A 23,914-nucleotide genomic window follows, 5' to 3' on the forward strand; every position below is an offset into this window, starting at 1 on the left:
CCCCGCCGAAGCCCCGCCCAGCCCCGCCGACGCCCCGCCCAGCCCCGCCGGCGTTTGAGGCGCGGGGGTCCGGGGGCAGCGCCCCATCCCCAGCCCCGCCCGCGCTTTAGGCGCAGGGGCCCCGGGGGCGGCGCCCCCGGCAGCGGCGCGGCGGCCGCCCTACCGCGGGAGCCAGACGGCCCGGTCCGCCCCCCCCCCGGGACGGACCGGCGGCCCACTCCCCGAAGGGACTGGCGGCGTGCCGCAGCACCCCGTACCCCGACCCGCTCTCCCGCAGCCACGGCCGCACCGCGTACCCGCCCCCACCCTCCGGCGCACCCTCCGAACCACCCGTCGGCGACAGCCCCCGCACCAGCCACGACCCCGTCCCGGCGAGGGACAACCGCAGCGCCCGCCCGCCGCCCCCGGCCAGCGCCCGCATCACGGCGGCCGCCACCAGGTACCCCGTCCCGTGGTCCAGCGCCTGCGCGGGCAGCGCCCCCGGCGTCCCGTCGGGCCCCGCGCACGCGGCGGCGATCCCGTGGCCCGCCTGCACCAGCGAGTCGAAACCCCGCCGACCGGCCCACGGCTCCGGCGCCCGCCACCCCCACGCGCACAGTTCGGCCACCACCAGCCCCGGCCGGCGCTCCAACAGCTCCCGCGCTCCGAGTCCGTGGCGCTCCAGCGCGCCCGGCCGGTATCCGGCGACGACCACGTCGGCCCCGGCGAGCAGCTCCTCGAAGGCCGCCCGGTCGGCGGGCCGCTCCAGGTCCAGCAGCGCCGACCGCTTCCCGAAGCCGGTGTCCGCGTGGGCGTCGTCGGCCTCGGGCAGCCCCGGCGGGTCGATCCGCAGCACGTCCGCGCCGAACAGCCCGAGCGTGCGCGTGGCGACGGGCCCGGCGATGACCCGGGTGAGGTCCAGCACCCGCACCCCCTCGGCCGGCCGCCCCGGCGGCGCTCCCCCCAGCGCCCGGCCCCGCTCCCCCGTCACGGCCGCGGTCTCCACGAGCGGCTGCGGATCCCCGTACCGCCCCGCCACGGCGACGGCGAGGCCGCCCGCCCCGTACACGCGTTCCTGCACCTCCACGGCCGTCCGCCCGCCGACCGCCGCGCTCAGCGCCTCCGGTGTCGTGGACGGCAGCCCCAGCGCCCGTACGAGCGCGGCCCGGTGGTGCGGATAGTTGGCGTGCGTACGGACCCAGCCGTCGTCGGCGCGCCAGAAGCCGGACAGCGGGGCGAAGGACACCGTGGGCCGGCCGCCGACCCGCAGATGGCGTTCGCTGACGAAGGCCGTGGCCACCGCGCCCTCGTCGACCACGAGGGGCGGTGCGTCCGACGGCGGGCTCCCGGCCCGCACCGAACCGAGCTCCCCCGCCGCCAGCCCGCAGACCGCGACGGTGGCGCGCGCCAACTCCCGCACGGCGAGCGGTCCTTCACCGAGGTTCCCGCTGCCGACGTACCGGACCCGTTCGACGAGCCCGGGCGCCCCACCGAGCGCCTCCCAGGCCTGCGCCGTCGCAACGTCCCGTTCACCACCGATCGCCATGACGGCATCTTCGCCCAACGACCCCCCGGAAACGCCGAGATCCCGCCCCGCCTTTCGGCGGAACGGGATCTCGTGACGTCCACGAGAGCTACTCGCGAACTGTCGTCTGTGGACCTGTGGGGATTTGAACCCCAGACCCCCTCGATGCGAACGAGGTGCGCTACCAGACTGCGCCACAGGCCCTTGCGACGTGTGAAACATTAGCACCCCTGCGCCGGTGCTCCAAAACGCATATCCGCCAGGGTCCGCGCAGGTCACCGCTCACTCGTTCGCGGCGCGCGGGCGGTCGTCGCTCTCGTACTGGTCGAACAGCGGGGTGCGGCCGCGGCCCTGGCCGCGGGTGCGCGGGGCGGTGCGGTCCTGCGGGTCGTCCTCGGGAGCGGCCGGGGCGGGGACGGCGGGCTGCGCGCGCAGGCGGGGCTCCGTCGGCTCGGCCGTGCTGGAGCGGGTCGCGCTCCAGGCGTCCGGGGCCACGGGGCCGGTGGCGCGGGGGGCGACAGGGGCCGTCACGTACGTCGGCAGCGGGACCGGGACGGGCTCCCAGCTGTCACCGCGGGCGGGGCCGCGTTCGCGCTCGCGCTGCTGGTCCACCCACTCGGCGTGGTCGGTCTGTTCGACCAACGCGCGCCGCCCGGCCTCCTGAGGGGAGACCGGTGGTGCAGGGTCCGGCTCGGTGCCGGCCTCCGCACCCTCCTCGGGGTGGCGGCGGCGCGGGCGGTCCTCCCGCAGCTGCCGCGCGGCCGCCTCGGCGCGCCGCCGGTCCATGGTGAACTCGTAGCGCCGCCGCTCCTGGACCCGCAGGTGGGCGATGTACGCGCTGAGCAGGAGCGCGGGCACGGCGGGCGCCCACAGGAAGCGCAGGCCGCCCACCGCGGCGACGACGGCGCCCGCGGTGAAGACCAGGAAAAGGAGTGCGGTGGTGCGCCGCCGTCGCGCGAGGACCCGCAGGCGCTTCTCCCGCCGGGCCCGCTCCGCCCGCTGCTCCCGCTCGGCGGCGGCCGCTCGCGGCTCGGCCCTGGTCGGGGGCACGCCGAGGGCCCGGGCGTCGGCGTCGACGGAATGCACCGTCTCCGTCGCGACGTCCGGGTCCGCGTGGGGCTGGGGATCCGCCTCCTCGTCGCCGCGCTCACGCAGCCCCTTGGCGTAACGGCGCTCCATTCCCGCCCGGCCGGAAAGCAGCCGAATGGCAGTGGAGAAGCGTTCCGTCGGACGGGCTTCGTTCAGCTCGTCCTGCCTCCGGAGCCACATGGGCACCAAGTAGGCGGCCCAGGCCCCGACAATGACTGCGTAGATGAGGCCGCTGCTGCTCACACCCCACACCGTAGAGGGGCGCGGGCGGGGGGATCGGCCAATTGGGCCGGTGTGTCGCGCGATCTCGCTGATATCACGGACTTTTTTTGTGATTCTTCGGATCAGGTTATGGGCGAATCGGTTACCTCGGGCCCCTAATTCGAACAGATATTCGCTTATTGCTGAAGGAACCCGGCGGCCCCGGCATCTTCATTTCGGCGGGGACGACGAGTGGCGCGAACGGTGCCAGCGGGGCAGCAGTCCCTCCGGCACCTCCTCCGCGGTGATCGCGTAGACGAGGTGGTCGCGCCAGGCGCCGTCGATGTGGAGGTAGCGCGGACGCAGCCCCTCCTCCCGCAGCCCCAGCTTCTCCACGACGCGCCGGCTCGGCCCGTTCTCGGGGCGGATGCACACCTCGATCCGGTGCAGGCCCACCTTCCGGAAGCAGTGGTCCACGGCCATCGCGACCGCCGTCGGCATCACACCGCGGCCGGCCACGTCGCGGTCCACCCAGTAGCCGATGTGTCCCGCGCACATCGAGCCCCAGGTGATGCCGGCGACCGTGAGCTGGCCCACCAGCCGCCCCTGGTACTCGATCACGAAGGGCAGCATCCGGCCCGCGTTCGCCTCCGCCCGCAGGTGACGGACCATCTGGCGGTACGTGGGCCGCTGCACCACCGGCCCCCACGGCGCGGGCGGCGGGATGGTGGCCTCCCACGGCCGGAGCCAGTCGCGGTTGCGCCGGTTGACCTCGCGCCAGTCCTTCTGGTCGCGCAGTCGTATCGGCCGGAGCGTGACATCACCGTCGGTCAGGACCACCGGCCAGGTCGGGCCGTTCAGCTCGGGCTCCCGGGGGGTCCCGCCGGTGCGGGGTGGTCGCCGCCGCGGATCTGGTCCACCGCGTGCGCAAGGATGCGGTTCAGGACCGCGAGGCCGTCGCGGACCCCGCCCGTGGAACCGGGCAGGTTGACGATGAGCGTGCGCCCGGCGACGCCCGCCAGGCCCCGGGAGAGGGCCGCGGTCGGCACCTTCGCCAGCCCCTCGGCCCGGATGGCCTGCGGGATCCCGGGGATCTCGTAGTCCAGCACCCGGGCGGTGGCGTCCGGGGTGCGGTCGGTCGGCGAGATCCCGGTGCCGCCGGTGGTCAGGATGACGTCGTACGCGGCGGCCACGCCCTCGCGCAGGGCCCGCTCCACGGGGTCCCCGTCGGGCACGACCCGCGGGCCGTCCACGGTGAAGCCGAGCTGCTGGAGGGCCTCGGCCAGCAGCGGGCCGCCCTTGTCCGCGTACACGCCCTGCGAGGCCCGGTTGGACGCCGTGACGACGAGCGCCCTGCCGAGGGACTCCGCGGCCGGTCCGGCACCGGCCTGCGGCGCCTCACCCGCCCGCTGCACCGCACCGGCCTGCGGCGCCGCCGCCGTGCGGTGGCTGTGCACCTCCCCGCCGCGCGGGGCGTTCACGAGCGCGCCCAGTCGCCGGACTTGCCGCCGGTCTTCTCCTCCACCCGGACGTCCGTGATGACGGCGCCCTTGTCGACCGCCTTCACCATGTCGATCACCGTGAGTCCGGCGACCGCGACGGCGGTCAGCGCTTCCATCTCGACGCCCGTCCGGTCGGTCGTCCGCACGGTGGCGAGGATCTCCACGGCGTCGTCGGCGACCGACAGGTCGACCTTCACGCCGGAGACGGCCAGCGGGTGGCACAGCGGGATCAGGTCGGGGGTCTTCTTCGCCCCCATGATCCCGGCGATGCGCGCGGTGGCCAGGGCGTCGCCCTTGGGCACTCCCTCGCCGCGCAGCAGCTCGATCACCCGGGGCGAGACGAGGACGCGTCCGCTGGCGCGCGCCGTCCGGGTGGTGACGTCCTTCCCGGAGACGTCGACCATCCGGGCCGCACCGGCCTCGTCGATGTGGGTGAGCCTGCTCTCGGTACTCATTGCTGCGCCGCTCCGCTCTGGGCCCCCGGGGGCCTGTGTGGTGCGACACACGCTACCCGCACCGGCCGCCGGAGGGGCGCGCCGGGGGAACGGCTCCCGGCGCGCGCGGACGGACGGCGCGGCTCAGTCGAGCGGGACCACTTCGAGCTCCGTACCGGGCTCGACCGAGGTGACGTCCTCCGGTACGACCATCAGCGAGTCGGCGTGCGCCAGGGCGGCGATCAGGTGGGAGCCGGACCCGCCGACCGGGCTGACCGTGCCGCTCTCGGCGTCGTACGCGCCGCGCAGGAACTGGCGGCGGCCGGCCGGGGAACCGAGTGCCTGGTCGGCCTTGAGCACGGCCCGCACGCTGGGCCGCCGGACCTCGGACTCCGGCAGCCCCATGAGGGCGCGGATGGCGGGGCGCACGAACAGCTCGAAGGAGACGTAGGAGGAGACCGGGTTCCCGGGGAGCGCGAGCAGCGGAGTGTGGTCGGGGCCGACCGTGCCGAAGCCCTGCGGCTTGCCGGGCTGCATGGCGAGCCTGCGGAAGTCGATCCGGGTGGCGTCCACCTCCACGTCGTCGTCGCCCCCGCCGGGTGCCGGGGCCGCCGCGACCGAGGAGAGCGCCTCCTTGACCACGTCGTACGCGCCGACGCTGACTCCGCCGGTGGTCACCAGCAGGTCCGCCCGGATCAGCTGGTCCTCGATGGTGGAGCGCAGGGTGTCGGCGTCGTCGGCGACGGCGCCCACCCGGTAGGCGATGGCTCCGGCGTCCCGTGCGGCAGCGGCCAGGGCGAAGCTGTTGGAGTCGTAGATGGTGCCGGCGGCGAGCGGCTCGCCGGGCTGGACCAGCTCGCTGCCGGTGGACAGGACCACCACGCGCGGTCGGGGCCGCACCCGGACGGTGCCGCGCCCGATGGCGGCGAGCAGCGCGATCTGGGGCGGGCCGAGGACCGTGCCGGCCGCCAGGGCGAGGTCGCCCGCCTGGACGTCGCTGCCGCGCGCGCGGACGTGCGCCCGCGCCTCGGCCGCCCGGTGCACGCGCACCTCGCCGCCCGCCTGTTCGGGGGCGGCACTGGCCGGGGTCATCCCGGAGGCGGCGCCGCCTCCGGTGCCGCCGTCGGTCCACTCGACCGGTACGACGGCTTCCGCACCGGGCGGCAGCGGGGCGCCGGTCATGATCCGGGCGGCCTCGCCGGGGCCGACGGTGGGCAGCTCGCCGCTGCCCGCCGCGACGTCCCCGACGACCGTCAGCACCGCGGGGAACTCCTCGCTCGCACCCTGGACGTCGGCCGTGCGGACGGCGTAGCCGTCCATGGAGCTGTTGTCGAAGGGCGGGAGGGCGACGGGCACGGTGACGTCTTCGACCAGGACGCAGCCCTGGGCGTCCAGCAGCTGGAGCTCGATGGGCTCCAGCGGCCGGACGGCCGCGAGGACGTCCGCGAGGTGCTCGTCCACGGACCACAGACGGTGGCCGGTGTCCTGCGGTGCGGAACTGCTCAAGGTGCTACATCTCCTCCGTGACGTAACGGTGAAGCCAGGTGCGGAACTCGGGGCCCAGGTCCTCCCGCTCGCACGCGAGGCGGACGATGGCCCGCAGGTAGTCGCCGCGGTCCCCGGTGTCGTAGCGACGGCCCCGGAAGACCACGCCGTGCACCGGACCGCCGACGCTCTCGTCGGCGGCAAGCTTCTGCAGGGCGTCGGTGAGCTGGATCTCCCCACCGCGGCCCGGCTCGGTCTCCCGCAGTATGTCGAAGATCGCGGGGTTGAGGACGTAGCGTCCGATGACCGCGTAGTTGCTGGGGGCGTCCTGGGGTTCCGGCTTCTCGACGAGGCCGGTGATGCGGACCACGTCCTGCTCGTCGGTGGCCTCGACGGCGGCGCAGCCGTAGAGGTGGACGCTGGCCGGGTCGACCTCCATGAGGGCGATGACGGTACCGCCGGTACGGGCGTGGATATCGGCCATCTGACGCAGCAGCGGGTCGCGCGGGTCGATGAGGTCGTCGCCGAGGAGGACGGCGAAGGGCTCGCGGCCCACGTGCGGCTCGGCGCACAGCACCGCGTGGCCCAGGCCGCGCGGGTCGCCCTGGCGCACGTAGTGCATGGTCGCGAGGTCGCTGGACTCCTGGACCTTCTTCAACCGGTCGTCGTCGCCCTTGGCGATGAGGGCCGACTCCAGCTCGTAGTTGCGGTCGAAGTGGTCTTCCAGGGCACGCTTGTTACGCCCAGTGATCATGAGGACGTCGTCGAGTCCGGCCGCGACGGCCTCCTCGACCACGTACTGGATGGCCGGCTTGTCCACAACCGGGAGCATTTCCTTCGGGGTCGCCTTGGTCGCCGGAAGGAAGCGGGTACCGAGGCCAGCGGCCGGAATGACGGCCTTCTTGATCACGGGGTGCAACATAGTCATGGCCAGCACGATAGTGGGTCCTGCCGATCAGCCGACGAGATCGTAGTTGGTAGGTCCACATATGCCCTGATTCGAAGGAAAATTGATTCTCGTGGCAGAGAAACCGCCGACCGGGTCCGCCAAGTCCGAGTTGCGCCGCGCCCTCCTCGCGGCCCGCCGCGCCCGGTCCCCCAAGGCCCGCCGGGAGGCCGCCGCGGCGCTCGCCGTGGCCGCCCTCGGACTGCCCGAACTGGCCGGTGCGGACACGGTGGCGGCGTACGTCTCGGTCGGCGGCGAGCCCGGCACGCGCGATCTCGTCGACGCCCTGCGTGCGGCCGGCAAGCAGGTGCTGCTCCCCCTGCTGCTGCCCGACAACGACCTCGACTGGGCGGCGTACGAGGGCCCCGACAGCCTCGTCGAGGTCGCCCACCCGGGGAAAATGCGGCTGTGGGAGCCGTCGGGTCCGCCGCTCGGGCCGGACGCCGTCGCGCGGGCCGACGCCGTCCTGCTGCCCGGGCTCGCGGTGGACGGGCGCGGCATGCGGCTCGGCCGCGGCGGCGGCTCGTACGACCGGGTGCTGGAGCGGCTGGAGCGGGCCGGGGCGCATCCGGCGCTCGTCGTCCTCCTCTACGACGACGAGGTGGTCGCGCGGGTCCCGGAGGAACCGCACGACCACCCCGTCCAGGCGGTCGCCACCCCGTCGGGGGTGCGCCGCTTCAGCGCATGACCCGGCTCACGACCCGGCGGGCTTGAGGGTCAGGGTGTCGACCGTGGCCTTCTCGACCGCTTCCTTGCCGAAGGGCCACTCCAGCAGCTCGCCCTTGGCCCACATCTGCGTCTGGTCCGTGTAGTGCGAGTTGTACGCGTGGCCCGAGGCGCCGGTGAGGTTGATCCAGCGGGACTTGTCGAGGTCGTTGAGGTTGACCACCATCCGCATGGACGGCACCCAGGTGACCCCGTAGCCGCTGGAGGCGTTCCAGCCGGTGGCGTTGACGGTGGCCTCGCCGCCGCCCACGTTCCAGGGGCCGCGGTTGAGCAGCCACTGCATGAAGCCGGGGCCCTCGGTGCCGATCGTCTGGTTCTTCAGGTTCAGCTGGTGCAGCCGGCCCCAGCTCCAGGTGGACTGGTCCTTGCCGAGCTTGGCCGTCAGCTCCCAGCGGGCATCCGCCATGGCCCGCGCGAACAGTTCGTCGCGGGTGGTGGTGGCGGGCTTGTTCAGGCCCTTGGCGGGGGCGCTCCACCACGGCGACTTCTCGTCCTTGACCAGGCGCCGGACCACCTCGAACCAGCGGTCGCCGCCGTCGGGCTGCGCCGAGTCCGCGTCTCGGGTGCCGCACTCGCGGACCGTCTTGGACAGGTCGTCGGCCGGGCCGGTGCCGTTGCCGAGGACGTTCGTGCAGCTGCCCTCGATCCGCAGCTCCTTGGGCATCTTGTCGCCGAAGGACAGCTTGAGGATGTTGCGCCAGACCGCGTTGAAGTAGGCCGCGGCCGCGGAGTCGGACTCCTGCGTGTAGTTCCAGCCGTCCAGCAGCTTCTGCGCGGCGCGCACGCCGGGGTCCGAGATCTGGATCTTCGACAGCATCGGGGTCAGCAGCGCGGCGATCTCGCTGCTGTTGTCCATCTGCATGGTGCGCATGTCGTCGGTCGAGATCTTGCCGCCGTCCTTGATCTTCGCCTCGATGAGGTCGTTGATCCGCTGGCTGCGGGCGCCGTAGCCCCAGTCGGTGGTCAGCAGGTGCGGGTACTTGCCGGCGCCGGTCCCGCCCTCGGCGACGGCCTGGTTGGCGGTGACGATGTAGCCGCGCGCAGGGTTCTGGTCCCAGGGCAGCTCGTTCTGCGGGACGTAGCCGGCGTTGCCGTCGCGGGTGCCCTTCCAGGCGTACTTGGAGTCCCAGCCGGGGGCGGGCATCCGGCCGTCGCCCTGGCCGCGGAGCGGGATGCGGCCGGGGGCCTGGTAGCCGATGTTGCCGTTCGGGCTCTTGTTGTCGGCGTAGATCAGATTCTGGGAGGGCACGTCGAAGTCGGCGGCCGCCTTGCGGAAGTCGTCGAAGGTCTTGGCCTGGTTGAGCTTGAAGACCGCGTCCATGGTCCGGCCCGGGTCCAGCGCGGTCCAGCGCAGGGCGATGGCGTAGCCGTCCCCGCGGTCGGGGGCCGAGACGTCCACGGGGGCGCGGGTGCCGACGGTACCGAGCTCCTCGCTGCGGTCGGAGACGAGCGGACCGTTGTTGGTGGTGCGGACCGTGATCTTCTTGCTCGCGCCGCCCGCGACCTTGATGACCTCTTCACGCAGGTTGAAGGGCAGCACCCGGTTGTCGTAGACGTAGCCCTCGGGCTTGATCTGCTCCAGGTAGAGGTCGGTGACGTCGGCGCCGAGGTTGGTCATGCCCCAGGCGATGTCCGCGTTGTGGCCGATGATCACACCGGGCATGCCGGAGAAGGTGTAGCCGGCGACGTCGTACTTGCACTGCGCCGAGGTGGTGCGGCAGTGCAGGCCCATCTGGTACCAGACCGAGGGCAGTTGCGGCGACAGGTGCGGGTCGTTGGCGAGCAGCGGCTTGCCGGTCGTCGTGTACTTGCCCGAGATGACCCAGGAGTTCGAACCGATGCCGCTGCCATTGGGGCCGAGGATCGCGGGGACCTTCTCCAGGGTGTCGGCGAGCGCGCTCAGCTGGGTGCGCAGGCCGACGGTCGCCCCCTGGGCGGTGGCGTTGCCGGCGAGGCCGGTCGGGTCGCCCGCGCCCTGGGCGGCGGAGGCCTGGGGGGCGGCTGAGCCGCCCGAGCCGCCGGCCGAACCGCCGGCGGAGCCGCTTCCTGCGTTTCCGGTCTGGCCCTGGGGGGTGTACTTGCCACCGTCGACCTTGCCGCCCTCGACGACCGGCTTGTTCCGGTCGAAGGGGTACGGCGGGTACAGCTCGGCGATCTGCGCCTGCGAGAGCTTGCCCGTCATCAGCGCGCGGTCGATCTCGTCCTGCATGTTGCCGCGCAGGTCCCAGGCCATCGCCTTGAGCCAGGCCACCGAGTCGACGGGCGACCACTTCTCGGGGGCGTAGCCGTCGCTGAGCTTGAGGGCGGCGTGCTCGACGGAGAGGTCCTTGCCGGACTTCCCGTTCAGGTATGCGTTGACCCCGTCGGCGTAGCTCTGCAGGTTCTTCTTCGTCTCGGGCGAGAGCTTCTTGTCGAACTCCTCCTGCGCGACCTGGTGCCAGCCCAGCGTGCGCAGGAAGGCGTCGGTCTCGACCTGGCCGGCACCGAACATCTCCGACAGCCGCCCCGCGGTCATGTGGCGGCGTACGTCCATCTCCCAGAAGCGGTCCTGCGCGTGGACGAAGCCCTGAGCGCGGAAGAGGTCGTCGTCGCTGTCCGCGTAGAGCTGGGGAATGCCGTGGGCATCGCGCTTGACCTCGACCGCGCCCTTCAGGCCGGGCACGTCGAGGGAGCCGGTCGTCTGGGGGAAGGAGGCGCGCACACCGTCCACGCTCCAGTACGCCCCGTAGCCGAGGCCCGCGACGAGCCCCAGGACCAGTACGAGCACGATCAGACGGGCGCGTCGTCCCTTCTTCTTGACGGGAGGAGCGGTTTCGTTGGCGGGCATCGCTGTCCTTCGAGGGGCAGGGTGGTCCTGGGAGTGCTGGGAGCAACCATAGGCGCAGGACCGACTCCGTTGATCCGCCAGGGGTGGAGGCCGTGTGGAGGGCCCGTATCCCGAGCCCGTGCGGGAGGCGGCCGGACATCGACCGGCCGGCGACCTCGCCGGTCCCGAGGACAGGGGGGAACAGCCGTTTCACAATGTGGTTATCGCGTAAAGGGCGCGTCAAAGATTAGGTAAGGTAACGAACTACTTGCCGAACTTGCCGCCGGGAGGATCGATCCGCCGGGCGCATTGAGGAGGGCCGCCCGCTGACTGTCCACACGCTCAACGAGCTGCTGCTGGTCTGCTCGCTCGTCCTGCTGGTCGCCGTGGCCGCGGTACGGGTCTCGTCGCGCAGCGGCCTGCCCAGTCTGCTCATCTACCTCGGCATAGGCGTCGCCATCGGCCAGGACGGCATCGGGAACGTCGTCTTCGACAACGCCGAGCTGACCCAGGTCATCGGCTACGCCGCCCTCGTCGTGATCCTCGCCGAAGGTGGTCTGGGCACCAAGTGGAAAGAGATCAGGCCGGCGCTGCCGGCGGCGATCATGCTGTCACTGGTGGGCGTCGCGATCAGCGTGGGCGTGACGGCGGCGGGAGCGCACTACCTCGTCGGGCTGGAATGGCGCCAGGCGCTGCTGATCGGCGCGGTCGTCTCCTCGACCGACGCCGCGGCCGTCTTCTCGGTGCTGCGCAAGGTCCCGCTGCCCTCCCGGATCACGGGCGTCCTGGAGGCGGAGTCCGGTTTCAACGACGCACCCGTCGTCATCCTGGTGGTGGCCTTCTCCACGGTCGGCCCCGTCGACGACTGGTACGTCCTGCTCGGCAAGATCGCCCTGGAGCTCGCGATCGGCGCCGCGATCGGTCTGGCGGTGGGCTTCGTCGGCGCCTACGGCCTGCGGCACGTCGCGCTGCCCGCCTCCGGCCTCTACCCCATCGCCGTCATGGCCATCGCGATCGTGGCGTACGCGGCCGGGGCGATGGCCCACGGCTCCGGCTTCCTCGCGGTGTACCTGGCGGCGATGATCCTGGGCAACGCCAGGCTGCCGCACTGGCCGGCCACGCGCGGCTTCGCCGACGGGCTCGGCTGGATCGCCCAGATCGGCATGTTCGTGCTGCTGGGCCTGCTGGTCACCCCGCACGAGCTGGTCCGCGACTTCTGGCCGGCCGTCGTCATCGGCCTGGTGCTGACGATGGTGGCGCGGCCGCTGGAGGTCTTCGTCAGCCTGCTGCCCTTCCGGATCCCGTGGCAGGAGCAGGTCCTGATGTCGTGGGCCGGCCTGCGCGGCGCGGTGCCCATCATCCTGGCGACCATCCCGATGGTCTCGGGGATCGAGGGCAGCGACCGCGTCTTCAACATCGTCTTCGTCCTGGTCGTCGTCTACACCCTGGTGCAGGGACCGACCCTGCCCTGGCTGGCGCGCACGCTGGACCTGGGGCGGGGCATGGAGACCGCGTCCGACCTCGGCATCGAGTCGGCGCCGCTGGAGAAGCTGCGCGGGCACCTGCTGTCCTTCGCCGTGCCGCCCGCCTCGCGGATGCACGGCGTCGAGGTGAGCGAGCTGCGACTGCCGTCCGGGGCGTCCGTGACGCTGGTCGTGCGGGACGGGAAGAGCTTCGTGCCGGCGCCGTCGACGGTCCTGCGGCGCGGGGACGAGCTGCTGGTCGTGGCCACGGACCCGGTCCGGGACGCGGCGGAGGCCCGGCTGCGGGCCGTGGCCCGGGGCGGCAAGCTGGCGGGCTGGCTGGGCACGGACGACGGGCCCTCGCGACACTAGAGCGGCAGGGGGCCGGCGGGAGACCGACGGGTGGGCGCCAAGGGAGCGGCGTCGTCATACCGCCCCATTCGGCGAGATCTGGCCGGCCCTGTCCGGATACAGACGTGCTGTCACCGGCAAAGCTTTGGTTGATCGCAGGTGAAGACAGGGCTTGTCGGCACAATCACAGGGCGTGATAACGGGTCTCCCTGTACGATGAAGGCACAACAGATCGAACCAACTCTGCCTGACGCAGAGCTGGCGCGACCGCAAAGCGGCCGTGGCACCCTCCCGCAGTGGGCGCCCAGGTATCACTCGGTTCTGCGCAAGAGGACAGCTCTCGGGGCTCCCCATACGTACGGGTGCGACCGCTCACAAAGCACTGGCACCGTCCGCAGACGGGGGACGCTCTACCAGGCAGCGGAAAGGCAAGGCCGTGACATCCGCGGTCACGACCGACACGTCCGCCCGCCCCGGCTACGGGCAGCTCCTGCGCACACCCGGCGCCCTCGGCTTCGTACTCCCCGGCTTCGCAGCGCGACTCCCCTTCGGCATGCTGACCATCAGCATCCTGCTGCTGGTCCAGCACACCACCGGCTCCTACGGCAGCGCCGGCATCGTCGCCGCCGTCACCGGCATCTCGATGGCCCTGTCCGCTCCCCTGATGGGCATGTTCACGGACCGGTTCGGCCAGAGCGCCGTGCTGGTGCCCGTGGTCCTCGCGCACGCCGCCGCCGTCAGCGGCCTCGCCGCCCTCGCGCTGGCCGACGCCGACGTCTGGATCCTGGCGCTGGCCGCCGTCCCGGCCGGTGCCTCCGTGCCGCAGGTCGGCCCCATGGTCCGGGCGCGCTGGGCCGCCCGCCTCGAGGGCTCTCCGCTGCTGCCGACGGCCGCCGCCTTCGAATCCGTCACGGACGAGTTCACCTTCGTCGTCGGCCCCGTCCTCGCGACCGCGCTGTGCACCGGCGTCCACCCGGCGGCCGGCCTGGTCACCGAGGCCACGCTGACGCTGCTGGGCGGCCTGCTCTTCGCCGCCCGCCGGGCCTCCCAGCCCGCGACGCACGCCCCGTCGACCACCGGCGGGAAGCGGACCTTCGCGCTGTCCTACCCGGGCCTGCGTGTCCTGGTCTTCGCCTTCCTCGGGATCGGCGCCGTCTTCGGCGGTATGCAGGTCTCGCTCGCCGCCTTCTCCAACGAGATCGGCAACCCCGGCGCCAACGGCCTGCTCTACGGCGTCTTCGCCGCGGGCAACATGATCGCCGGCATCGCCATGGGCGCCGTCGCGTGGAAGATCGGCCCGCGCCGCCGGCTGGTCCTGGGCTACCTCGGACTCACCGCCGCCGCGTCCCTGCTGTGGGCCGTGGACTCCGTGGTCCTGCTGGGCGCGCTCGGCCTGGTCGTCGGCCTGTTCATCGCCCCGGCCCTGATCACCGGCTACACGATGGTCGAGCAGCTGATCCCCGCGCACGCCCGGACCGAGGCCTTCACCTGGCTGACCGGATCGATCGCCTTCGGGCAGGCCCTCGCGGTCATCCTCGCCGGCCGCCTGACCGACGCGCACGGCTCCTCGTACGGCTTCATGGTGCCGATGGCCGCCACCGCGCTGGCGCTCGCCGCGCTGCTGACCCTGCGCGCGAAGCTGGCTCCGACGGCCCCGAGCCGGATCGTGAACTCCTCCGCGCCGGGCGCGCAGGCGCCGGCCGAGGCCACCGGCACGGGTGCAGGCACGGCGTCGGGCACCGCCCCGGCCGCCGGGGCCGGGCCCGCCGCCACCCCCTCGCCGGCCGCCCGTAACCGGGTGAACGAGCGTGGGATCGGTCACCGCGTGCCGGTGACGGTGGACTGATCCGCCGGAATACGTCACCATGGAGCGTCGTTAGCACTCATTGAGTGAGAGTGCCAGGAGGAAATTCGTGCCGACCTACCAGTACCAGTGCACCGAGTGCGGTGAGGGCCTCGAGGCCGTGCAGAAGTTCACGGATGACGCACTGACCGTGTGCCCGAACTGCGACGGACGCCTGAAGAAGGTGTTCTCCGCGGTCGGCATCGTCTTCAAGGGCTCCGGCTTCTACCGGAACGACAGCCGCGGCGCCTCGTCGAGCAGCACCCCTGCCTCGAAGCCCGCCGCCGCTTCGTCGTCCTCGACGTCGACCGCCGCCGCTCCCGCCGCTTCGTCGTCCTCGACGTCGTCCAGCACGAGCAGCAGCTCCACGTCGGCCGCCTGACGCTCCCTGCCGAGGCCCCGCCCCGCCCGACCGGGCAGCGGGGCCTCCGGCATGCCCGGGCAGGGGGTGTTGCGAAGGTCCTGTGCGGTGCCCGCGGTGTCCGGTGCGTGCTCTCGGCGTGCCGGGCGAAGGCCCTCGTACCGGGCGTACTCGGGGCTTCGGCCGGTGCGGCGAGAGTGCGTGCCGGGCGTCGTGGGCGCCGTGCGGGACTTTCGCACCACCCCCTAGGGTGAGCGGCATGGTGAACGCAGAGATCGGTGTCATCGGCGGCTCGGGCTTCTACTCCTTCCTGGAGGACGTCTCCGAAGTCCAGGTGGAGACCCCGTACGGGCCTCCCAGCGACTCCCTGTACGTGGGCGAGCTGGCGGGCCGCTCGGTGGCGTTCCTGCCCCGGCACGGTCGCAGCCACACGGTCCCGCCGCACAGGATCAACTACCGCGCCAACCTCTGGGCCCTGCGCTCCGTCGGGGTCCGCCAGGTGCTCGGGCCGTGTGCCGTCGGCGGGCTGCGCGCCGAGTACGGGCCGGGCACGCTGCTCGTTCCCGACCAGCTGGTCGACCGTACGCAGAGCCGCGTGCAGACCTACTTCGACGGGGTGCCGCTCCCGGACGGCTCCGTGCCCAACGTCGTCCACCCCACCTTCGCCGACCCGTACTGCCCGGTGGGACGGTCGGTGGCGGTGGCCGCGGCCCGCGGGCGCGACTGGGAGCCGGTCGACGGCGGGACCATGGTCGTCGTCGAGGGGCCGCGCTTCTCGACGCGCGCGGAGTCCCGCTGGTACGCCTCGGCGGGCTGGTCGGTGATCGGCATGACCGGCCACCCGGAGGCGGTCCTCGCCCGTGAACTCGGACTCTGCTACACCTCGATGGCGCTGGTCACGGACCTGGACGCGGGCGCCGAGACCGGCGAGGGCGTCTCCCACACGGAGGTGCTGCGGGTGTTCGGCGAGAACGTCGGGCGCCTGCGCGAGGTCCTCTTCGACGCGGTGGCGGCGCTGCCGCCCACCGCGACCCGTGACTGCCTGTGCACGCACGCCCTGGACGGCTGGGACCTCGGCATCGAGCTTCCGTAGACCGCTCCGGCCGGTCGGCCGGTTCCCCGGTCGTGTGCTCCGGCCGGTCGCCGGTGTCACATCCGGGGCGGCTGTCCTGTCCTTCTCTGTGAAGGCCCAGTCGGGACAGACCGCTCCGGGAGATGACAGTCATGGCTCGTATCTCGCTCACCCCGCCCCGTACCCTGCTGATGCGCATCGGCGCCTGGTACTCGCGCCGCACCTACGGCAAGGTCCTCGACCCCGGACAGGCCTACGGGCACAACGCACGCGTGCTGTTCTCGTACGTGCGCCTCGAACAGCGGGCGGCTCGGTGGAACGCCCTGGACCCCGGCCTGAAGCACCTCGCCGTGATGGCGGCGGCGGCCCGCATCAACTGCTCGTGGTGCATGGACTTCGGCTACTGGGAGGGCCGTGAGCAGGGCATGCCGGCGGAGAAGATCGAGCAGGTGCCGCAGTGGCGGGAGGCCCGCGGGGTGTACAGCGAGCTGGAACAGCTGGTCATGGAGTACGCCGAGGCCATGACCGAGACCGAGCCGGCGGTCACGGACGAGCTCGCCGGGGCGCTGATCGCGCGGCTCGGGGAGGCGGCGTTCGTCGAGCTGACGGCGGTGGTCGCGCTGGAGAACTGGCGTTCGCGCGTCAACAGCGCCTTCGGACTGACCAGTCAGGGCTTCTCCGAGTCCTGCCAGGTGCCCGCCGGCCGCCCGCCGGCTCCGACAATGACGGCGTGAACACCGACTCCCCTTCCCGCTTCCCCTCCCCTCCCCCCTCGCCGCGCTTCTTCGACGACCCGGTCGTGGTGGCCCTCGACTTCCCCGATCTCCGGTCCGCCGAGGCGCTCGTGGGGCGTCTCGGCGACGCGTGCGGCTCCTACAAGATCGGCCTGGAGCTGCTGACCGCCGCGGGCCCCGGACTCGCCCGTGACCTCGTCGCCCGGGGGCGGGAGGTCTTCCTCGACCTGAAGCTGTTCGAGATCCCGAACTCCGTCGCGGGCGCCGTCCGGGCCGCGGGCGCGCTGGGCGCGTCGATGGTCACGGTGCACGCCATGGGAGGTACGGGGATCATGGCCGCGGCGGTGGAGGCGGCCCGGGAGTTCCCACGGCTACGGGTGCTCGCGCTGACGGTGGTGACAAGCATGACCGCGGGCGACCTCGGCGACATCGGCGTACGGGCGGGTCCCGAGGAGCAGGCGCTGCGGCTGGCCCGGCTGGCGGTGGGGGCGGGCTGTGACGGGGTGGTCGCCTCGCCGCAGGAGGCCGGGCCGCTGCGGGCGCTGCTGGGGCCGGAGCCGCTGATCGTGACGCCGGGCGTGACGCCGGTGCCCGCGGAGGGCGGGGCGCCGGGGGCCGGGGGGCACGCCCGGCCCGGGACGCCCGCGGCGGCCTTTGCCGCCGGGGCCTCGCACGTGGTGGTGGGCCGGTCGGTCGCACGGGCGGCCGACCCGGTGGCGGCACTGGAACAGGTCCAAAGGGCCGCCCGGGAGGTGCTGGGCGCACGGGGCCGTCACTCCGGCGGGTGAGGGAGTTTTCCACAGGCTGGGGACCGTCCACAGGCGGGAGCGGGATCCGGTGGGAGGCCGGATCGTGGGGTGTGCCCGGGCGGTGGGTCCGGGCGCTGGACCTCACTTCGTCTGGTGGTGCTCGTCATGTCCTGTGCGTCCGTGCCCTCTTCATGCCGCTCAGCGGCCCCCGCGGTCCCTGCGGGGCTGCCGGTCCGCCCTTCCTCCTCCGCGTGTGCGGCCTCCCCGACGTGTCCGCCGCCGCGGCCCGTCCCGCCGTTCCCGCCGCTGCGGGTGGGGCGTGGGGCGGGCCGGCTGCGCCGTGCCGTGCGGCGCCGCCGGCGGGCCGTGTCCGCCGCCCTGGCCGTCGTGGCCGCGGCCCTGGCCGTGGGCGGAGCCGAGGCGCAGGCCTCCCGGGGTGCTCCGCCGCCCGAGGTGAAGCCGCCGCCGGCGCAGGTGCGGATGGTCTCGGCGCCCGTGCGCATCGCGGACGCGGCGACGGTGCGGCTGCTGCGGCCCGGCGACCGGGTCGACGTCGTGGCGGCGGAGCGGGCGCAGCCGTCCCGGGTGGTGGCGGCGGGGGCCAGGGTCGCCGAAGTCCCCGCTCCGGAGCAGGGTGTCGGGGACGGCGGGGCGCTGGTCGTCCTGTCGGTGCCACGGGAGACGGCGCAAGAGCTGGTGGGGGCAGGCGCGTTGACGCGGCTGGCGGTGACGTTGTGCTGATCCGCACGCTTGATCAGCCGGTTCACCTCGGAGTGAAGGCCGATTGGACAGACCGCGCCCGTACTGCCGTAACTTTCGGAACCGTTGACTCCGTGTTCGGCTCCTGTGTAGAAGGGCTCAGCGATGAGCGAGAAGAAGGAAAGCGTGCTGGCGGGCTTCAAGGCCTTCCTGATGCGCGGCAACGTGGTCGACCTGGCGGTGGCCGTGGTCATCGGCGCCGCGTTCACGAACATCGTGAACTCGGTGGTCAAGGGCATCATCAGCCCGGTCGTCGGGGCGGTGGGCACCAAGAGCCTGGACAACTACAAGTCCTGCCTGAAGGCCCCGTGCGCCGTAGGCCCCGACGGTCAGCCGACCGGTGTCGAGATCCTCTGGGGGTCGGTGCTGAACGCCACGCTGACCTTCGTGATCACCGCTGCGGTCGTGTACTTCCTCATGGTGCTGCCGATGGCGAAGTACCTGGCGCGGCAGGAGGAGCGCCGCAAGGCCCGCGAGGGTGTGCAGGAGATCGTCGAGATCACCGAGCTGGAGGTCCTCAAGGAGATCCGGGACACCCTGATCGCGCAGCGCACGGGCGGCGGCGGTCTCGGCGGGCAGGCCGGTTCGCGCGACGGGTTCTGACCCTGCCGGCCGCCTCGGGCGGCCGGATTCAGATGTGGTGCGGTGGCTTCTCGTCGAGGAAGCGGGCCAGGTCGGCCGCGCTTCCCCCGGTGGGCGGCCGCTCGCCCCAGCCGCGGTCGGTGTCGTCGCGGGACTGCTGGTCCAGCGGGTCGTCGAAGTCGATCCGCGGCTTCGGCCGGGACGGCCCGGCCTCGCTCGCGGGGCGCGCGGGCTGCGGGTCGGAGGAGGGGGTGCTGCTCATGCCTCCAGGGTAAGGCCGCCTGTGGTTCGCGGCGGGACGCGCTCAGCGGTCCTTGGGATCGAGGGGTCTCGGGGCGAGCAGGGCGAGAAAGGACAGGACCAGGAAGCCGGGCCCCCACCAGGCCGTCCCGGGGTGGCCCGCCATCCACGCGTCGACCGTGACGGTCAGCGCGAGCTGCCCCACAACGGCGGTCACCTGGGGCTCAGCGGTCGCGGGGGCACAGCGGTGCCGGGGAACACAGCCGCCGCCCGGGGCACAGCGGCCGCCCGGACAGCGCGCCCGACCTGCCGGAGCCCGCGTCCTCTGGTCTTCTGGCCGGTATGGCCTACTCCCCCATGACCGCCCGCAGCCGCGAAGAGGAGCACCGCACCTCGACGCCGCTGGAGCTGTTCTTCGACCTGTGTTTCGTCGTCGCCATCGCCCAGGCGGGCGCCCGGCTCGTGCACGCGCTGGCGGAGGGCCATCCGGGGGCCGGCGTGGTCGGCTACTTCTTCGTCTTCTTCGGCGTGTGGTGGGCGTGGATGAACTTCACCTGGTTCGCCTCCGCCTACGACTGCGACGACGTGCCGTACCGGATCGCCACCCTGGTCCAGATCGCCGGCGTCCTCGTCTACGCGGCCGGGGTCGGCGAGGCCTTCGACGAGAACGACTGGACGGTCGCCGTCGTCGGCTACATCATCATGCGCGTCGCGCTGACCGCGCAGTGGCTGCGGGCCGCCGCCGGGGAGACCGGAGCCGCCCGCAGCGCCGCCCTGAAGTACGCCGCCGGGCTGGTGATCTGCCAGGCCGGCTGGGTGGGGCTGCTGTTCGCGCCCGACGGCGCCAAGCGCTGGCTGTTCCTGGTCCTGGTCGCGGCCGAGCTGTCGGTCCCGGTGATCGCCGAGCGCGGGCACCGGACGCCCTGGCACGCCCACCACATCGTCGAGCGGTACGGGCTGTTCACCATCATCGTCCTGGGCGAGACGATCGCGGCGAGCACGGTGGCCGTGAAGTCGGCGCTCGACGAGCACGAGGCCCTCGACCTGTTGCTGCCCATCGCCGGGGGCGGGCTGCTGATCGTGTTCGCCGCCTGGTGGATCTACTTCGCCGTACCGATGCACGAGCACCTGACCTCCAACCGGGAGGCCATCCCGTGGGGCTACGGCCACCTGCTGATCTTCGCGTCCGGCGCGGCGATCGGAGCGGGCATCGAGGTCGCGGTCGAGCATGCCGTCGGCAAGGCGCACATCTCGCAGGTCTCGGCGAGCGCCGCCGTCACGGTGCCGGCCGCGGCCTTCCTGTTCATGGTGTGGCTGTTGCACTCACGGCACTTCAAGCGCGGCCCCGCCCAGCAGCTGGTGCTGCCGGTGGCTGCCCTGGCCACCCTCGCCTGCACCTGGACGGGGGCCTACGCCGTCCTCTGCGCGGGCCTCGTCGGCGTCGTCGCGGTCACCGTCGGCGTGGTCCTCGCCGAGCGGCCGGCCGCGCGGGCCCGGTAGCGGGCAGCGGGAAGCGGGCGGCGGCCCACCGGGGAGGCGACGGGCCGTCACCCCCGCGCCCCCCACGCCGTTCTCCAGCGCAGAACGAGCAGGACGAACCGCACCGACTGGAGACCCGGCCATGACACTCCCGCCGCAACGCCACGGCACGGACCCCGGCAGGGAGCTTGCCGAGCCGGGCTTCTGGCAGCAGCCGCCCGCCCACCGGCTGGCCGCCTTCGCGCGCCTGCGCGCCGCCGACGGCCCGGTGTTCGTGCCCGAGGGGGCCGGGCACTGGGCCCTCGTCCGGCACGCCCACGTGCAGGAGGCCAGCCGGCTGCCCAAGGTCTTCGCCAGCGCCCCCGGCGTGACCACCCCCGAACCGGCCCGCTGGGTCCGCGCCCTCTTCGGCGACTCGATGGTCAACCTCGACGGCGCGGACCACGCCCAGCTCCGCAGGATCGTCCAGCGGGCCTTCACCCCGCGCCTGCTGGCGGCGGCCGAGGCCGACATCCACGCCGTCGCCGCCCGCATCGTGGACGACGTCCTGGCCGACCGGCCGGACGAGTTCGTCTCCGCGGTGGCGTCCCGGCTGCCGCTGGAGGTCATCTGCAACATGATGGGCATCCCCGAACGCCACCGCGCCGAGATCGCCGACCGGGTCGACCACGCCTCGGAGAACATCGGCGTGGAACGCGGCCTGGCCTCCCGGTTGCGGATGCCGGGCCGCGGACTGCGCGCGCTCGCCCGGATGCAGCGGATGGTGGCGGGTATCGCCCGGGAGCGGCGCAAGCACCCCACCGACGACCTGATCTCCGCGCTGGTCCGCGCGAACGTCGACGGGCAGTCCCTCGGCGCCCGCCAACTCGGCGCCTTCTTCTCGCTCTTGATGGTCGCCGGGGTGGAGACCACCCGCAACGCCATCACCCACGGCCTGACCCTGCTGACCGACCACCCGGACCAGCGGGACCTGCTGCTGTCGGACTACGAGAAGTACGCGGACGGCGCGGTCGACGAGATGGTCCGGCACTCGACACCGATCATCCAGTTCCGTCGGACGGTCGTCGCCGAACACACCCTGGGCGGGCGCGACTTCCGCCCCGGCGAGAAGGTGGTCCTGTATTACGCCTCCGCCAACCGCGACGAGGCGGTCTTCCCCGACCCCGACGCCTTCGACATCACCCGGTCGCCCAATCCGCACCTGGGCTTCGGTGGCGGCGGCCCGCACTTCTGCCTGGGCGCGCACCTGGCGCGGGTGGAGATGAAGGCGCTCTTCCGCGAGTTGCTGACCCGGCCGGTCGGGCTGCGCGCGGTGGGCCTGCCGGACCTGGCCGGCTCCAACTTCGACAACCGGGTCCGCTCGCTCAGGTTCGCCTTCGAGCGGCCCTGAGGCCTCCCCGGGGAACGGCGCCACGGACCGGTTTGCGGCGGGGCGGGGACCGGGACCGGCCACCGGGCAGGCTGGGAGCCCGGCGGCCGGAGCGGGTGGGGCGAGGACGCCCGGCGCCCCCGCGCCACGGCGCACCGGCCCGGCGGCCCGCGTCCGGTGTTCCGCTCGGCGCGCAGCGCGTGCGGCTACTTCTGCAGGCGCCGCACGGTGAGCACGCAGTGGGCGCTGCCCGTGAGGACCTCCTCGTCGCCCGCGAAGGCCTGCAGGGTCTTCGCGTCGACGGGCCGCCCCGGGACCGCCTCGGGCCAGGCGCGCGTGGCGAAGAGGAAGTACGCCTGCCCGCTCTCGTCCGCCGCGGCGACCCACTCGTCGGGGGCGGTGCACTGCGCGTTCATCCCGGGCAGGGTGAGCGCGATCTGGTTGCCCTCCAGCAGGATCTGCACCGGGAAGCCGGCCGGGTTGCGGGTGCCGTCCATGACGACGTCGCCGATGGGCAGGCCGATCTCCTCCAGCAGCCCGCGGGCAGCCGCCTCGCCGGCCTCCCGGCCACCCGGGCCGTCGCCCAGGGTGTAGGCCAGGAGGTACGGGATGTCGTGCGCCTCGGAGGGGTCGCCGATCCAGGCGAGCACCGACAGGGTGCCGAGCTGGGACCGGTCGATTTCGGCTTGAGTAGAAGTCATGCGCCGCACCCTAGTGGTCTCGCGCCGGGGCCCTTCGCGGCCTTTCACCCGGGCGGGCTAGACGGCCCAGAATCCTTCTCCGGAATTCGGCCGGATGTTCGCGTCCTCGTATGCGAGGCGCTCGATGCGCGCGTTTTCCGGAATTTCGAACACCACCCAGCCCTCTGCCCGCTCACCGACATCCAGGGAATCGAAGACGATCGGTTTGCCGGTCGTCAGCTCACCGGTGGGCACCACCGGGTGGCGCTGCCCCGCGCCGTCGTGCGCCCACATGCGTCCGAGCGCCCCGTACGAGGCACCGCCCACGTTGACGAACGACATGGAGGCTGCCACCCAGCGCTTGCCGGGCGGCGGGGCTACGTTCTTGTCGGCGCTGATGGCCGGGTCCGCATAGGCCCCGAGCAGGACCTCCAGGTGACGCCCGACCTGCGGTCCGTGCAGCCGCAGGGTGTCCCCCACGTGGGCGTCCTGCGCAGCGGGCCGCCCGGGAGCCGGCCCGCCCCCCGGAACCCCGTCGTCCACCGGGCCGGCCGGCGCCGCGGCCGGGGCGGGCGCGACCCCCTCGCGGACGCTCTGGCATGCGGCGGTGCCGAACAGCAGGAGCGGGAGGAGGACGAGGGCGGGAAGGGCGGGGCGGGCCGGGAGGGCGGGCTGGGGCATGCAGGATCCCTTCGGGGCGTATTGCGGCCAGTTTCACGCGCCCGAGCAGGAAATTGCGGACAACGACACGAGTGCGCGGAGCGGGTGCGCACGGCCGCCTGCCAGCACAATGCGTTCCGGTGGAATCCCGCCGTCCGCACACCATTGGAGGAAGAATGCGCGTCCCCGCCCGCCGAATGGCCCTGGCGGCCCTCTCCGCACTGGCCGCCATCACGTTGTCCGGCACCACGGCCGCGGCCACCGTTTTCCAGCAGGCTGTTTCCGTGCACCACGACGCCCACGTCGCCGGGGACGGCACCGTCACCCTTTCCGGTACCTATCACTGCGAGCAGGCGTCACCCGCGGGGGCGATGCAGATCAGGGCGACGGTCGAGCAGGAGGGCGGCCGGCTGAGCATCGGCGCGGAGCAGCCCGTGTGCGACGGGACGGAGCGCCGCTGGGTGGCCACGGCCCCGGGCCGCTGGGTGGACGTGCGGCCGGGCCGCGCGGTGGTCACCGCCGAACTCCAGGAGATCCGCTTCTCCGGCCTGATGCCGAAGTCGGTCACCACGGTCGCCCAGGACCGGCAGGACGTCGAGATCCGCCGGCACTGAAACCCCGTGCGCCGCCGCGGCTCCCGGTGGCCGCCGCTACCGGGACCGGCACTCGGGCGCGACGCCCGTCATCGACATGAAGGCCACCGCCTGGCAGCCGGGGTCAGCGTGCGGCCGCCCCGCAGCCCGTTCCAGGACCGTCGGCACCCCTGCAGCCAGCAGGAGCACGGCCAGGATGCCGGTTGCGGCACCCCTGCTCAGCCTGCGCACAGCGCGTTCCGTTCCATGGTCGGCATCATCGCCCCGGCCGCGGCCGCCCACAACT

24 protein-coding genes and 1 tRNA gene are annotated in these 23,914 nt (G+C 73.2%); 12 read left to right on the forward strand and 13 right to left on the reverse strand.

The genetic code is table 11. From position 1 onward, the window contains the following. Window positions 1–106 precede the first annotated feature (106 nt). From IF89_RS0115080 to galU, 8 genes are all read right to left on the reverse strand, one after another. Window positions 107–1,525, reverse strand: coding sequence for a CoA transferase (locus tag IF89_RS0115080; protein WP_078628308.1), 1,419 nt, complete (start codon window positions 1,523–1,525; stop codon window positions 107–109). A gap of 109 nt (window positions 1,526–1,634) precedes the next feature. Beyond that, window positions 1,635–1,708: transfer RNA gene (locus IF89_RS0115085), tRNA-Ala, on the reverse strand. Between the two features lie 78 nt (window positions 1,709–1,786). After that, entirely contained in the window at window positions 1,787–2,836 is a 1,050-nt protein-coding gene (locus IF89_RS0115090) for a hypothetical protein (protein WP_030766998.1), read from the reverse strand. 189 nt (window positions 2,837–3,025) lie between these two features. Then, complete coding sequence (locus IF89_RS0115095) at window positions 3,026–3,634, reverse strand: GNAT family N-acetyltransferase (RefSeq protein ID WP_030767001.1); 609 nt, start codon at window positions 3,632–3,634, stop codon at window positions 3,026–3,028. Between the two features lie 17 nt (window positions 3,635–3,651). Next, window positions 3,652–4,209, reverse strand: coding sequence for a MogA/MoaB family molybdenum cofactor biosynthesis protein (locus tag IF89_RS0115100; protein ID WP_051807099.1), 558 nt, complete (start codon window positions 4,207–4,209; stop codon window positions 3,652–3,654). Between the two features lie 62 nt (window positions 4,210–4,271). Further along, complete coding sequence (moaC, locus tag IF89_RS0115105) at window positions 4,272–4,751, reverse strand: cyclic pyranopterin monophosphate synthase MoaC (protein WP_030767008.1); 480 nt, start codon at window positions 4,749–4,751, stop codon at window positions 4,272–4,274. 123 nt (window positions 4,752–4,874) lie between these two features. Beyond that, the gene (glp, locus tag IF89_RS0115110; protein WP_051807080.1) at window positions 4,875–6,236 is read right to left on the reverse strand and encodes a gephyrin-like molybdotransferase Glp; all 1,362 of its coding nucleotides are present in this window, start codon (window positions 6,234–6,236) and stop codon (window positions 4,875–4,877) included. Between the two features lie 4 nt (window positions 6,237–6,240). Further along, window positions 6,241–7,143 carry a UTP--glucose-1-phosphate uridylyltransferase GalU gene (galU, locus tag IF89_RS0115115; RefSeq protein ID WP_030767013.1) on the reverse strand — a complete coding sequence of 301 codons (903 nt, stop codon included), beginning with the start codon at window positions 7,141–7,143 and terminating at the stop codon, window positions 6,241–6,243. A 91-nt stretch (window positions 7,144–7,234) separates the two neighbouring features. Here galU and IF89_RS0115120 point away from each other — a divergent pair, with 91 nt between their 5' ends. Next, on the forward strand, window positions 7,235–7,849 hold the full coding sequence (locus tag IF89_RS0115120) for a 5-formyltetrahydrofolate cyclo-ligase (protein WP_030767015.1): 615 nt from the start codon (window positions 7,235–7,237) through the stop codon (window positions 7,847–7,849). Window positions 7,850–7,855: 6 nt separating this feature from the next. On the opposite strand, the gene IF89_RS0115125 is transcribed toward IF89_RS0115120, so the two are convergent. Beyond that, window positions 7,856–10,714 (reverse strand): penicillin acylase family protein, encoded by a 2,859-nt coding sequence (locus IF89_RS0115125; RefSeq protein WP_030767018.1) that lies wholly within the window; start codon window positions 10,712–10,714, stop codon window positions 7,856–7,858. Window positions 10,715–11,001: 287 nt separating this feature from the next. Between IF89_RS0115125 and IF89_RS0115130 the strand changes: the two genes are divergently transcribed. From IF89_RS0115130 to mscL, 8 genes are all read left to right on the forward strand, one after another. Then, a complete protein-coding gene (locus tag IF89_RS0115130) occupies window positions 11,002–12,528 on the forward strand; it encodes a potassium/proton antiporter (protein WP_107047277.1) in 1,527 nt (508 codons plus the stop codon). Between the two features lie 415 nt (window positions 12,529–12,943). After that, the gene (locus IF89_RS0115135; protein ID WP_030767022.1) at window positions 12,944–14,353 is read left to right on the forward strand and encodes an MFS transporter; all 1,410 of its coding nucleotides are present in this window, start codon (window positions 12,944–12,946) and stop codon (window positions 14,351–14,353) included. A gap of 67 nt (window positions 14,354–14,420) precedes the next feature. Then, window positions 14,421–14,732 (forward strand): FmdB family zinc ribbon protein, encoded by a 312-nt coding sequence (locus IF89_RS42065; protein ID WP_030767025.1) that lies wholly within the window; start codon window positions 14,421–14,423, stop codon window positions 14,730–14,732. 238 nt (window positions 14,733–14,970) lie between these two features. Then, window positions 14,971–15,804 (forward strand): S-methyl-5'-thioadenosine phosphorylase, encoded by an 834-nt coding sequence (locus IF89_RS0115145; RefSeq protein WP_030767028.1) that lies wholly within the window; start codon window positions 14,971–14,973, stop codon window positions 15,802–15,804. A 131-nt stretch (window positions 15,805–15,935) separates the two neighbouring features. Then, the gene (locus IF89_RS0115150) at window positions 15,936–16,517 is read left to right on the forward strand and encodes a carboxymuconolactone decarboxylase family protein (protein ID WP_043193962.1); all 582 of its coding nucleotides are present in this window, start codon (window positions 15,936–15,938) and stop codon (window positions 16,515–16,517) included. Continuing rightward, entirely contained in the window at window positions 16,514–17,305 is a 792-nt protein-coding gene (gene pyrF / locus IF89_RS0115155; protein WP_078628310.1) for an orotidine-5'-phosphate decarboxylase, read from the forward strand. Before IF89_RS0115150 ends, pyrF begins: the two co-directional genes overlap by 4 nt. 126 nt (window positions 17,306–17,431) lie before the next feature. Continuing rightward, window positions 17,432–18,007 carry a hypothetical protein gene (locus IF89_RS0115160; RefSeq protein ID WP_199820507.1) on the forward strand — a complete coding sequence of 192 codons (576 nt, stop codon included), beginning with the start codon at window positions 17,432–17,434 and terminating at the stop codon, window positions 18,005–18,007. Window positions 18,008–18,130: 123 nt separating this feature from the next. Continuing rightward, window positions 18,131–18,628: a large conductance mechanosensitive channel protein MscL gene (mscL, locus tag IF89_RS0115165; RefSeq protein WP_030767038.1), complete on the forward strand. Its 498-nt coding sequence runs from the start codon at window positions 18,131–18,133 to the stop codon at window positions 18,626–18,628. A gap of 28 nt (window positions 18,629–18,656) precedes the next feature. Here the strand turns inward: mscL and IF89_RS0115170 are convergent, their stop codons facing one another. Beyond that, window positions 18,657–18,869: a hypothetical protein gene (locus IF89_RS0115170; RefSeq protein WP_030767040.1), complete on the reverse strand. Its 213-nt coding sequence runs from the start codon at window positions 18,867–18,869 to the stop codon at window positions 18,657–18,659. A 42-nt stretch (window positions 18,870–18,911) separates the two neighbouring features. Next, window positions 18,912–19,064 (reverse strand): hypothetical protein, encoded by a 153-nt coding sequence (locus tag IF89_RS45970; protein ID WP_158717866.1) that lies wholly within the window; start codon window positions 19,062–19,064, stop codon window positions 18,912–18,914. A gap of 125 nt (window positions 19,065–19,189) precedes the next feature. Here IF89_RS45970 and IF89_RS0115180 point away from each other — a divergent pair, with 125 nt between their 5' ends. Both IF89_RS0115180 and IF89_RS0115185 read left to right on the forward strand, forming a co-directional pair. Then, on the forward strand, window positions 19,190–20,347 hold the full coding sequence (locus IF89_RS0115180) for a low temperature requirement protein A (RefSeq protein WP_078628311.1): 1,158 nt from the start codon (window positions 19,190–19,192) through the stop codon (window positions 20,345–20,347). Window positions 20,348–20,468: 121 nt separating this feature from the next. Further along, entirely contained in the window at window positions 20,469–21,716 is a 1,248-nt protein-coding gene (locus tag IF89_RS0115185) for a cytochrome P450 (protein WP_030767047.1), read from the forward strand. A 185-nt stretch (window positions 21,717–21,901) separates the two neighbouring features. Here the strand turns inward: IF89_RS0115185 and IF89_RS0115190 are convergent, their stop codons facing one another. Continuing rightward, window positions 21,902–22,396 (reverse strand): DUF5949 family protein, encoded by a 495-nt coding sequence (locus tag IF89_RS0115190; protein WP_030767050.1) that lies wholly within the window; start codon window positions 22,394–22,396, stop codon window positions 21,902–21,904. 57 nt (window positions 22,397–22,453) lie between these two features. Next, window positions 22,454–23,056, reverse strand: coding sequence for a hypothetical protein (locus IF89_RS40790; RefSeq protein ID WP_051807082.1), 603 nt, complete (start codon window positions 23,054–23,056; stop codon window positions 22,454–22,456). A 155-nt stretch (window positions 23,057–23,211) separates the two neighbouring features. On the opposite strand from IF89_RS40790, the gene IF89_RS0115200 reads away from it, so the two are divergent. After that, on the forward strand, window positions 23,212–23,649 hold the full coding sequence (locus IF89_RS0115200; protein WP_158717867.1) for a DUF6299 family protein: 438 nt from the start codon (window positions 23,212–23,214) through the stop codon (window positions 23,647–23,649). Window positions 23,650–23,914: the final 265 nt, after the last annotated feature.

The organism is Streptomyces sp. NRRL F-2664, assembly GCF_000719345.1.
In the GTDB taxonomy this organism is placed as follows: Bacteria; Actinomycetota; Actinomycetes; order Streptomycetales; family Streptomycetaceae; genus Streptomyces.